The sequence below is a fragment of the Nocardioides sp. NPDC004968 genome (assembly GCF_040608935.1).
GTDB lineage: Bacteria > Actinomycetota > Actinomycetes > Propionibacteriales > Nocardioidaceae > Nocardioides.
The window spans coordinates 19,813-31,441 of the sequence record NZ_JBEXJF010000052.1; the positions used below are offsets into that span (position 1 = coordinate 19,813).

At 69.1% G+C, this 11,629-nt stretch carries 9 protein-coding genes; 8 read left to right on the forward strand and 1 reads right to left on the reverse strand.

Annotated elements, in window-relative coordinates; genetic code table 11:
* Nucleotides 1–74 precede the first annotated feature (74 nt).
* Nucleotides 75–275, forward strand: a complete 201-nt coding sequence (locus ABZU72_RS27110; RefSeq protein ID WP_350661342.1) for an HGxxPAAW family protein — start codon at nt 75–77, stop codon at nt 273–275.
* 80 nt (nt 276–355) lie between these two features.
* Here the strand turns inward: ABZU72_RS27110 and ABZU72_RS27115 are convergent, their stop codons facing one another.
* Nucleotides 356–694, reverse strand: a complete 339-nt coding sequence (locus ABZU72_RS27115; protein WP_355021878.1) for a DUF4190 domain-containing protein — start codon at nt 692–694, stop codon at nt 356–358.
* 149 nt (nt 695–843) lie between these two features.
* On the opposite strand from ABZU72_RS27115, the gene trpC reads away from it, so the two are divergent.
* From trpC to ABZU72_RS27150, 7 genes are all read left to right on the forward strand, one after another.
* Nucleotides 844–1,626 (forward strand): indole-3-glycerol phosphate synthase TrpC, encoded by a 783-nt coding sequence (trpC, locus tag ABZU72_RS27120; protein ID WP_355021879.1) that lies wholly within the window; start codon nt 844–846, stop codon nt 1,624–1,626.
* Between the two features lie 8 nt (nt 1,627–1,634).
* Nucleotides 1,635–2,879, forward strand: coding sequence for a tryptophan synthase subunit beta (gene trpB / locus ABZU72_RS27125; protein ID WP_355021880.1), 1,245 nt, complete (start codon nt 1,635–1,637; stop codon nt 2,877–2,879).
* Nucleotides 2,876–3,685, forward strand: coding sequence for a tryptophan synthase subunit alpha (trpA, locus tag ABZU72_RS27130; RefSeq protein ID WP_355021881.1), 810 nt, complete (start codon nt 2,876–2,878; stop codon nt 3,683–3,685). The genes trpB and trpA overlap by 4 nt, the downstream gene beginning before the upstream one ends.
* Complete coding sequence (locus ABZU72_RS27135; protein WP_355021882.1) at nt 3,682–4,287, forward strand: SCO family protein; 606 nt, start codon at nt 3,682–3,684, stop codon at nt 4,285–4,287. The genes trpA and ABZU72_RS27135 overlap by 4 nt, the downstream gene beginning before the upstream one ends.
* Nucleotides 4,288–4,315: 28 nt before the next feature.
* A complete protein-coding gene (lgt, locus tag ABZU72_RS27140) occupies nt 4,316–5,275 on the forward strand; it encodes a prolipoprotein diacylglyceryl transferase (RefSeq protein ID WP_355021883.1) in 960 nt (319 codons plus the stop codon).
* Nucleotides 5,276–5,552: 277 nt separating this feature from the next.
* A complete protein-coding gene (gene gltB / locus ABZU72_RS27145; RefSeq protein ID WP_355021884.1) occupies nt 5,553–10,109 on the forward strand; it encodes a glutamate synthase large subunit in 4,557 nt (1,518 codons plus the stop codon).
* Nucleotides 10,102–11,568 (forward strand): glutamate synthase subunit beta, encoded by a 1,467-nt coding sequence (locus tag ABZU72_RS27150; protein WP_355021885.1) that lies wholly within the window; start codon nt 10,102–10,104, stop codon nt 11,566–11,568. Before gltB ends, ABZU72_RS27150 begins: the two co-directional genes overlap by 8 nt.
* Nucleotides 11,569–11,629 lie beyond the last annotated feature (61 nt).

Sequence of the window (11,629 nt, forward strand, 5' to 3'; positions counted from 1 at the left end):
ATACACTGCAGCCAAGCCCACCTGCATCGCTTCGGGCTTCGCTTCAGCAAGAGAACTCGTAGAGGAGTCATCGCATGTCCGCCAGCCACGGCAACACCCCGGCAGCCTGGATCGCAGTCGCGGTCGGCCTCCTCGGCTTCCTCATCGGAAGCGTCGCCATGATGCTCGACCCGATCAGCTGGTTCGTCTTCTGGGTCGGCGTCGCCGTCACCGTCGCGGGCGGCCTGCTCTTCATCGTGCTCGCCAAGCTCGGCTTCAACGTCGAGTCACACTGAGCCTGTGAAACAGCGAGGCCCCCGGCGGAATCGCCGGGGGCCTCGCTGATTTCAAAGAGCCGAGCTCACATGGACTCAGCTCAGTACGTGGTGGTGCTGCCGCTGAAGTCGAGAGCACCGGACAGGTTCAGGATGAGCCCGATGACGAACAGGACGATGGCGACGATGCCGAGGATGAAGCCGGCGGTGGCCATGCCACGCCCGCCCTGCGCTCCGCCGGAGGCATCGATCTCGTTTTGGGCCATCTTGCCGAGGATGATCGCCGGGATACCGGTGAAGATTCCGCAGCAGATGCAGCCGAGGATGCCGAGGACAAGTGCCCAGATCGCCTTCTTGTTGTTGCCCGCAGGCTGACCGGGCTGCTGCCCGGGTGCCGGCGAACCGTACGGGGGCGGCGGCGGAGGAGTTCCGTAGCTCATGTGTGTCTGACCTCCAAAGTCAGGCGAGTTGGGTAGAGATGGAAGAAACTTAACGTTTCCCGCCCGCACTGTGGCGCCAAATCGGGCGTGTCACGGTTCGGGTGAGAGGCTTTGCACGTGGGTCATACCCGGAAACGAGAGGTTTAAACATGTCGGTGCTCGAAAAGATCATCGACGGCGTACGTCTGGACCTGGCGCAGCGCCAGGCGACGGTGTCCGAGGCGGATCTGCGGGCCCGGCTGGCCGACGTCGACGCGCCCCGCGACCCGATGCCGCACTTCCGTGCGTCGGGAAGCAGCGTGATCGCCGAGGTGAAGCGGAAGAGCCCCTCCAAGGGCGCCCTGGCCGACATCCCGGACCCGGCCGAGCTGGCCCAGAAGTACGCCGCCGGCGGTGCCGCCGCGATCTCGGTGCTCACCGAGGAACGCCGCTTCGGCGGGTCCCTCGCCGACCTGCGCGCGGTCCGCGCCGCCGTCGACACCCCGATCCTGCGCAAGGACTTCATCGTCGAGCCCTACCAGCTGCTGGAGGCCCGGGCAGCCGGCGCCGACCTCGCGCTGCTGATCGTGGCCGCGCTGGAGGACGACACGCTGCGCAGGCTCTACGACCAGGCGCGTGAGCTCGGGCTGACCGTGCTGGTCGAGACCCACGACGAGGCCGAGGTCGCCAGGGCGGTCGACCTCGGCGCCGAGCTGATCGGCGTCAACGCCCGCAACCTGAAGACCCTGGAGATCGACCAGGACGTCTTCGGACGGCTCGCGCCGCTCATCCCCGAGGACCGGGTGAAGGTCGCCGAGTCGGGCATCTTCACCGCCACCGACGTCAAGCGCCACGTCGCCGAAGGGGCCCACGCGGTCCTGGTCGGCGAGGCGCTGGTCAAGCATGGCGACCCGCAAGGCACGGTCGCCGAGTTCACCGGAATCCAAGGCTAGGACCAGCCATGACAACTCACATCCACGAAACGACGAGCTACGACGCCGACGAGTTCGGCTGGTTCGGTGGCGAGGCCGAGGGATTCGGCGGCCGCTTCATGCCCGAGGCGCTGATGAAGGCGCTCATCGAGCTCGACGAGGCGTGGCAGGACGCGAAGGCCGACAAGGAGTTCGTGGAGGAGTTCGACGCGATCCTGCGTGACTACGCCAACCTGCCGAGCCCGCTCTTCCACGCGACCCGGCTCTCCGAGCAGCTCGGCGTACGCGTCCTCCTCAAGCGCGAGGACCTCAACCACACCGGCGCCCACAAGATCCGCAACGTGCTCGGCCAGGCACTGCTGACCAAGCGGATGGGCAAGAGCCGGGTCATCGCCGAGACCGGCGCCGGCCAGCACGGGGTGGCCTCCGCGACCGCGGCTGCCTACTTCGGTCTCGACTGCACCGTCTACATGGGCAAGGTCGACACCGACCGCCAGGCGCTCAACGTGGCCCGGATGCGGCTGCTCGGCGCCGAGGTCGTCCCGGTGCCCTCCGGCAGCGGAACCCTCAAGGACGCGATCAACGAGGCGCTGCGCGACTGGGTCGCCAGCGTCGACCACACCGCCTACCTGTTCGGCACCGCCGCCGGGCCGCACCCGTTCCCGACGCTGGTCAGGGACATCGTGCGCGGCATCGGCGACGAGGCCAGGGCCCAGTCCCTCGAGCAGTTCGGCGGCCTCCCGAACGCCGTCCTCGCCGCGGTCGGCGGTGGCTCCAACGCGATCGGCCTCTTCACCGCGTTCCTGGACGACGAGGACGTCGAGATCCACGGCTTCGAGGCCGGGGGAGACGGGTTCGAGACCGGCCGGCACGCCGCCACCATCCAGGCCAACGACCCGGGCGTGCTCCACGGCGCCCGCACCTACGTGCTCCAGGACGAGGACGGCCAGACCATCGAGTCCCACTCGATCTCCGCCGGTCTCGACTACCCCGGGGTCGGGCCCCAGCACGCCTGGCTCGCCAAGTCCGGCCGCGCCTCCTACACCTCGGTCACCGACAAGGAGGCGATGGACGCCTTCGCGCTGCTCTCGCGCTCGGAGGGCATCATCCCGGCGATCGAGTCGGCCCACGCGATCGCCGGCGCCATCAAGATCGCGCCGCAGATCAAGGAGCGTCACGGCGAGGGCGCCACGATCCTGATCAACCTGTCCGGTCGCGGCGACAAGGACATGGGCACGGCCATCGAATACTTCAAGCTGGGAGACGAGAAGTGAGTACGTCGGTAGCGTTCGCGAAGGCGAAGGCCGAGAACCGCGCCGCCCTGGTCGGCTACCTCCCGGCGGGCTTCCCGACGGTCGAGGGCTCGATCGAGGCGCTGACGACGATGGTCGAGGCCGGCTGCGACATCATCGAGATCGGCCTGCCCTACTCCGACCCGGTCATGGACGGCCCCACCATCCAGGACGCGGTGCAGCAGGCGCTCGACGGCGGCGTACGTGTCGACGACGTGTTCCGCGCCGTCGAGGCCGTGGCCGCGACCGGGGTGCCGACCCTGGTGATGACCAGCTGGAACCCGATCGAGCGGCGTGGCGTGGACCGCTTCGCCCAGCAGTTGCAGGACGCCGGCGGCGCGGGCCTGATCACGCCCGACATCACCCCCGACTTCGCGCCGGAGTGGATCGAGGCGGCCGACGCCCGCGACCTCGACAAGGTCTTCCTGGTCGCGCCGAGCAGCACCGACGAGCGGATCGCGATGACCACGGCCCAGTGCCGCGGCTTCGTCTACGCCACCGCGGTCATGGGCGTCACCGGCGCCCGCGCCAAGACCTCCGACCTGGCCGCCCCGCTGGTCGCCCGCACGAAGAAACTCAACCGATCAGGGGCCGACCTGCCCGTCGGCGTCGGTCTCGGAGTCAGCAACGGCGCCCAGGCGGCCGAGATGGCTGCGTACGCCGACGGGGTCATCGTCGGCTCCGCCTTCGTGCGTACGCTGCTGGACAACCGCTCCGACGAGCAGGCGGCGCTCAAGGCGCTGGCGAGCCTGACCGAGGACCTGGCCGCGGGAGTCCGCGCGCGTTGAGGCATCTCCTACCCGTCCTGCTCGTCCTCATCGGGGTGCTCACCGGTTGCGGCGCCGCCGGCACCGGCCAGGCGCCGGCCTCGGCGATGACCGGGCAGGAGCACACGCCCTACCGGCTCTCCGACACCGCGCTGACCGACACCGAGGGCGAGCCGTACTCGCTGGCCACCGACGCCGACAGGCCGCTGACGCTGGTCTTCTACGGCTACACCAGCTGCCCTGACGAGTGCCCGCTCGTGATGTCGAGCCTGACCGCGGCACTGACTCGCCTCGACGAGGCGGACCGGGACAAGGTCGAGGTCGTGTTCGTGACCACCGACCCCGCGCGCGACTCCGAGGAGGTCCTGCGCGAGTACCTGGACCGCTACGACAAGGAGTTCATCGGCCTCACCGGTGATCTGAAGGACATCGTCACCCTGGCCGAGTCGATGCGGCTCTACATAGGGGAGGCCGACCGGCTACCCAGTGGGGGCTACGATCTCGGGGTCCACGACACCCACGTCTCGGCGGTCTCCCAGGGACAGGCCAGCGTGGTGTGGTCGATGAACACCTCTCCCAAGCAGTTCGCCGACGACATCCACCGCCTTCTCACTCAGAAGTAGCCAAGAAGGGCCCCGCATGATCCTCCCGATGTCCATCCCCAGCCCCGCCGAAGGCGTGCTCTGGCTCGGGCCGGTCCCGTTGCGCGGCTACGCCTTCGCGATCATCCTCGGCATCATCGTCGCCGTCTGGGTCTCCGAGCGCCGCTGGCAGGCCCGCGGCGGCCGGGCCGGCGACATCCAGGACATCGCGCTGTGGGCGGTTCCGTTCGGCCTGGTCGGCGGCCGGATCTACCACGTCATGACCGACTGGCAGCTCTACTTCGGCGACGGGGCCCACCCGATCGAGGCGCTCTACATCTGGCGCGGCGGGCTCGGTGTGTGGGGCGCGATCGCGCTCGGCGCCGTGGGCGCGGTCATCGGCGCGAAGCAGAAGGGCATCAAGATCGTCCCGCTGCTGGACACGATCGCCCCGACCTGCCTGCTCGCGATGGGCATCGGCCGCTGGGGCAACTGGTTCAACCAGGAGCTCTTCGGCAGGCCCACCGACCTGCCCTGGGGGCTGGAGATCGACCCGTCGTTCTACCCCGGCGGTCCCAGCCAGTTCCCGGTCGGCACCACGTTCCACCCGACGTTCCTCTACGAGTTCTGCTGGGACATCCTCGCCTTCTTCGTGATCGTCTACCTGCAGAAGAAGCTGCGTCTGGGCGGCGGCCGTGTGGTCGCTCTCTATGTGATGGCCTACTGCCTCGGCCGCGGCATGATCGAGACCCTGCGCATCGACAACGTGCAGCTGGTCAACGTGCTCGGCCTGCGCTGGAGCGAGTGGATGTCGATCATCCTGTTCGTCCTGGCAGCAGCGTGGTGGACGTACGCCACCGTGACCGGCCGGGGTAGTCTCGAGGAGGAGGTCTACAGCGATCCTGCCAAGGCCCCGGCGAACGACATCGAGAACGACACCGACGACACCGAGAACGAACCCGCGAGCGACACTGACGGCAACGCAGCCGACAACGGGACCGACGACGAGGAATCCTCGACAAAGGCCTGATCAGACGCAGATATTGGGCGCAACGTAGCGCCTCGCGGGAGGGTGTCCACCGATGGACCCTCGTTCGCAACCTACGCGTGACACAGTGGTAACCTAGCCGCACTCGCGCGGGCCAACGCTGTCCCCTGCAGATTGCCAGTTTCATCCCCGCAAGGGCGCGCGCACTCGTCGCAGACATCCCCCGCTCCGGACTGGACTCGAAGCAGAGTCAGAAATCCGGGGCTATTGGGCTGCGTCGGTCGGTGCGTGCCTGAGCCCGGACAGACGGGAGATCCCGGTGCCGTACGAGCACTCGTATCCATCCCCCCAGGGCCTCTACGACCCTCGGTTCGAGAAGGACGCCTGCGGCGTCGCCATGGTTGCGACGCTGACCGGCGTGGCCAGCCACGACATCGTGAAGCAGGGCATCCGTGCCCTGGTGAATCTCGACCACCGCGGCGCCGCCGGCGCCGAGACCAACTCTGGCGACGGCGCTGGGATCCTGCTGCAGGTCCCCGACGCCTTCCTTCGTGAGGTCGTCGACTTCGACCTTCCGGCCGAGCGTGCCTACGCCGTCGGTACCGCCTTCATCCCCGGCGACGCCGACCAGGTCGAGCGCTCCGTGAAGATGGTCGAGGAGATCGCGACCGAGGAGGGCCTCGAGGTCCTCGGGTGGCGTGACGTACCGGTCAACCCCGACTCCCTCGGCGCCACCGCCAAGGCGGTCATGCCGACCTTCCGCCAGCTCTTCGTCGCCGGCGCCAAGCAGCGCGTCACGGGTCTGGCCCTGGAGCGGCTCTCCTTCTGCCTGCGCAAGCGCGCGGAGAAGGAGACCGACGTCTACTTCCCGTCGCTGTCGAGCCGCACCATCGTCTACAAGGGCATGCTCACCACGCCCCAGCTGGCCGAGGTCTTCCCCGACCTGGTCGACGAGCGGGTCGCCTCCGCGATCGCTGTCGTCCACAGCCGGTTCTCGACCAACACCTTCCCGAGCTGGCCGCTGAGCCACCCGTTCCGGTTCATCGCCCACAACGGCGAGATCAACACCGTCATGGGCAACCGCAACTGGATGAAGGCGCGCGAGTCGCTGCTCGAGTCCGAGCTGATCCCCGGCGACCTCGAGCGGCTCTTCCCGATCTGCACCGAGGGCGCCTCCGACTCGGCCTCCTTCGACGAGGTCCTCGAGCTCCTCCACCTGGCCGGCCGCAGCCTGCCGCACGCCATGCTGATGATGATCCCGGAGGCGTGGGAGAAGCACGAGGAGATGGACCCCGCCCGCAAGGCGTTCTACGAGTTCCACTCCTCGCTGATGGAGCCCTGGGACGGCCCCGCGTCGGTCGTCTTCACCGACGGCACCCAGATCGGCGCGGTCCTCGACCGCAACGGTCTGCGGCCCTCCCGCTACTGGGTCACCGAGGACGGCCTGGTCGTGCTCGGCTCCGAGGCCGGTGTGCTCGACGACATCGACCCCGCCACCGTGGTCCGCAAGGGCCGCGTCCAGCCGGGCAGGATGTTCCTCGTCGACACCGCGGAGCACCGCATCATCGAGGACGACGAGGTCAAGTCCGAGCTCGCCGCCGAGCAGCCCTACGACGAGTGGCTCCACGCCGGTCTCGTGCGCCTCGACGACATCCCCGAGCGCGAGCACATCGTGCACACCCACGCGAGCGTCACCCGCCGCCAGCAGGTCTTCGGCTACACCGAGGAGGAGCTCCGGATCCTGCTCGCGCCGATGGCCAACACCGGCGCCGAGCCGATCGGCTCGATGGGCACCGACAGCCCGATCGCGGCGCTGAGCGACAAGCCCCGGATGCTGTTCGACTACTTCGCCCAGCTCTTCGCGCAGGTCACCAACCCGCCGCTGGACGCGATCCGCGAGGAGCTCGTCACCAGCCTCAACGGCACCATCGGCGCCGAGTCCAACCTGCTCAACCCCGGACCGGCCTCGTGTCGTCAGATCGTGCTGCCGTTCCCGGTCATCTCCAACGACGACCTGGCCAAGATCCGTCACATCAACCGTGACGGCGACATGCCGGGCTTCCAGGTCCACATCGTCCGCGGCCTCTACGAGGTCGACGGCGGGGCCGAGGCACTTCAGGCGCGCCTGGACGAGATCTCCGCCGAGGTCTCCCAGGCGATCGAGGACGGCGCGCGCATCATCGTCCTCTCCGACCGCCACTCCACCCAGGAGATGGCGCCGATCCCGTCGCTGCTCCTGACCGGCGCCGTCCACCACCACCTGGTCCGCGAGCGCACCCGCTCGCAGGTCGGCCTGCTGATCGAGGCCGGAGACGTACGCGAGGTCCACCACGTCGCCCTGCTGATCGGCTATGGCGCCGCCGCGGTCAACCCCTACCTGGCGGTCGAGTCCGTCGAGGACCTCGCCTACGAGGGCTACTACGTGAAGGCCGACGCCGAGAAGGCGATGGCCAACACGATCAAGGCGCTCGGCAAGGGTGTCCTCAAGGTGATGTCGAAGATCGGCGTCTCCACCGTTGCCTCCTACACCGGCGCTCAGATCTTCGAGGCAGTCGGCCTGTCGAAGGAGGTCGTGGAGCGCTACTTCACCGGCACCACCTCCAAGCTCGGCGGCATCGGCCTCGACGTGATCGCCGAGGAGGTCGCGAAGCGGCACGCCACCGCCTACCCGCGCGACGGCGTCGCCAACGCCCACCGCGCGCTGCCCATCGGCGGCGAGTACCAGTGGCGCCGCGAGGGTGAGCCGCACCTGTTCGACCCGGAGACGGTCTTCCGGCTCCAGCACGCCACCCGCAGCGGCCGCTACGACGTGTTCAAGCAGTACACCGACCGCGTCAATGAGCAGTCCGAGCGACTGATGACGCTGCGCGGGCTCTTCAAGCTCAAGGGCGCCGAGGAGCTGGGTCGCCAGAAGATCTCGATCGACGAGGTCGAGCCCGTCGAGGCGATCGTCAAGCGCTTCTCGACCGGCGCGATGTCGTACGGCTCGATCTCCAAGGAGGCTCACGAGACGCTCGCCGTCGCGATGAATCTCCTCGGCGGCAAGTCCAACACCGGCGAGGGCGGCGAGGACCCGGATCGTCTCTACGACCCGAAGCGCCGCTCGTCGATCAAGCAGGTGGCCTCGGGACGCTTCGGCGTCACCAGCGAATACCTGACCAACGCCGACGACATCCAGATCAAGATGGCCCAGGGCGCCAAGCCCGGTGAGGGCGGCCAGCTGCCCGGCCACAAGGTCTACCCGTGGGTCGCCAAGACGCGTCACTCGACGCCGGGCGTGGGCCTCATCTCCCCGCCGCCGCACCACGACATCTACTCGATCGAGGACCTGGCTCAGCTGATCCACGACCTCAAGAACGCCAACCCGAGCGCTCGCGTCCACGTGAAGCTCGTGGCCGAGGTCGGCGTCGGCACCGTCGCCGCGGGTGTCTCCAAGGCCCACGCCGACGTGGTCCTGATCTCCGGTCACGACGGCGGCACCGGTGCCTCCCCGCTGACCTCGCTCAAGCACGCCGGTGGTCCCTGGGAGCTCGGCCTCGCCGAGGCGCAGCAGACGCTGCTCCTCAACGGCCTGCGCGACCGGATCGTGGTGCAGACCGACGGTCAGCTCAAGACCGGCCGCGACGTGGTCATCGCCGCGCTGCTCGGTGCCGAGGAGTTCGGCTTCGCCACCGCGCCGCTGGTCGTCTCCGGCTGCGTGATGATGCGGGTCTGCCACCTCGACACCTGCCCCGTCGGCGTCGCCACCCAGAACCCGGTCCTGCGCGAGCGGTTCACCGGCAAGGCGGAGTACGTCGTCAACTTCATGCGCTACATCGCCGAGGAGGTCCGCGAGCTCCTCGCCGAGCTCGGCTTCCGGAGCATCGACGAGGCCGTCGGCCACGCCGAGGCGCTCGACGCCCGCGACGCGATCGACCACTGGAAGGCCTCCGGGCTCGACCTGTCGCCGATCTTCACCCGCGTGGAGTCGCCGCAGCAGTTCTCCGACCAGGCCCTCTACAACACCAAGGGCCAGGACCACGGTCTGGAGAAGTCGCTCGACGTCAGCGAGCTGCTCCCGCTCGCGGCCCCGGCGCTCGAGCGCGGCGAGCCCGTACGCGCCCAGCTGCCGATCCGCAACGTCAACCGCACCGTCGGCACGATCCTCGGTCACGAGATCACCAAGCGCTACCGCGGCGAGGGCCTGCCCGAGGGCACGATCGACATCACCTTCACCGGGTCGGCGGGCCAGTCCTTCGGCGCGTTCATCCCGAGCGGCCTGACGCTGCGCCTGGAGGGCGACGCCAACGACTACGTCGGCAAGGGCCTCTCCGGCGGCCGGGTGGTCATCCGCCCGGAGCGTACGGCCGGGTTCCGGGCCGAGGAGCACATCATCGCCGGCAACACCCTGGCCTACGGCGCCACCAGCGGGCGGATCCACATCCGCGGAGGCGTGGGGGAGCGGGCCGCGGTCCGCAACTCGGGTGCCAGCATCGTCACCGAGGGTGTCGGCGACCACGGCTGCGAATACATGACCGGCGGTCGTGTCGTCGTGCTCGGCCCGACCGGGCGGAACTTCGCGGCCGGTATGTCCGGTGGGGTCGCCTGGGTCCTCGACTTCGAGGGGCAGCGCCTCAACAGCGAGCTGGACGATGCCACCCCGGTGGACGAGAAGTACGCCGCCGAGCTCGAGCAGCTGGTCCGCGACCACCTCGAGGAGACCGGCTCGGCCGTCGCCGAGGCGCTCCTGGCCGACTGGCCGAACTCACTGACCCGCTTCACGCAGGTCATGCCCAGTGACTACAAGCGCGTGCTCGAAGCCCAGGAGGAGGCCCTCGAGGAGGGTCTTAACGAGGACGAGGCTGCCGCGCGGATTATGGAGGTCCTTCATGGCTGACCCCAAGGGTTTCTTGAAGAACGGTCGCGAGGTCGCGACCCGTCGTCCCGTCGACGAGCGAGTCAAGGACTGGCACGAGGTCTACCCGGGCAAGGTCGGCAAGACCCTGCTGCCGATCATCAACACCCAGGCCTCGCGCTGCATGGACTGCGGCATCCCGTTCTGCCACCAGGGCTGCCCGCTCGGCAACATCATCCCCGAGTGGAACGACCTGGTCTGGCGCAACGACTGGGAGGGCGCCTCGGAGCGGCTGCACGCGACCAACAACTTCCCCGAGTTCACCGGTCGTCTCTGCCCGGCTCCGTGCGAGGCCGCCTGCGTGCTGGGCATCAACCAGCCCGCGGTGACGATCAAGAACATCGAGGTCGCGATCATCGACAAGGCCTGGGACGCGGGCCACGTCAAGCCGCAGCCGCCCGAGTGGCTCTCCGGCAAGGCGGTCGCCGTCATCGGCTCCGGCCCCGCGGGCCTGGCCGCCGCCCAGCAGCTCACCCGTTCGGGCCACACCGTGGCCGTCTACGAGCGGGCCGACAAGATCGGCGGGCTGCTGCGCTACGGCATCCCGGAGTTCAAGATGGAGAAGTCGCAGGTCGACCAGCGCCTGGCGCAGATGCGCCGCGAGGGCACGGTCTTCCGTCCGGGCGTCGACGTCGGCACCGACATCACCGGTGCGCAGCTCCGGGACCGCTACGACGCCATCGTGCTGGCCAACGGCTCGACCGTCGGTCGCGACCTGCCGGTCCCCGGGCGTGAGCTCGACGGGATCCACCAGGCGATGGAGTACCTGCCGCAGTCCAACCGGGCCTCGCTCGGCGAGGCGGTCCCCGACCAGATCCTGGCCGAGGGCAAGCACGTGGTCATCATCGGTGGCGGTGACACCGGCGCCGACTGCCTCGGCACCGCGATCCGCCAGGGCGCGGAGTCGATCACCCAGCTGGAGATCATGCCGCGTCCGTCGGAGGAGCGCCCCGGGGGCCAGCCGTGGCCGACGTACCCGATGACCTACCGGGTCGCCTCCGCGCACGAGGAGGGTGGCGAGCGGGTCTACGCCGTCTCCACCAAGGAGTTCCTCGGCACCGAGGACGGCCGCGTACGCGCTCTGAAGCTCGTCGAGGTCGAGTTCATCGACGGCAAGCTGACCGAGAAGGAGGGGACCGAGAAGGAGATCCCCGCCGACCTGGTGCTGCTGGCCATGGGCTTCACCGGCCCGGAGAAGGACGGCCTCCTCACCCAGCTGGGTGTGGAGTACGACGCTCGCGGCAACGTCGCCCGCGACGACTCCTTCGCCACCTCCGTCCCCGGCGTGTACGTCGCCGGCGACGCGGGTCGCGGACAGTCGCTGATCGTGTGGGCGATCGCCGAGGGCCGCGCCGCCGCGGCCGCCGTCGACACCTTCCTCACCGGCTCGACCAACCTGCCCGCGCCGATCCGTCCGACGGACCGGCAGCTGATGGTCTGAGGCCTACAAGGCCGAGGCACAACGGCGTGCCGACCACTGGCCCGGCACCTCCATATCGGAG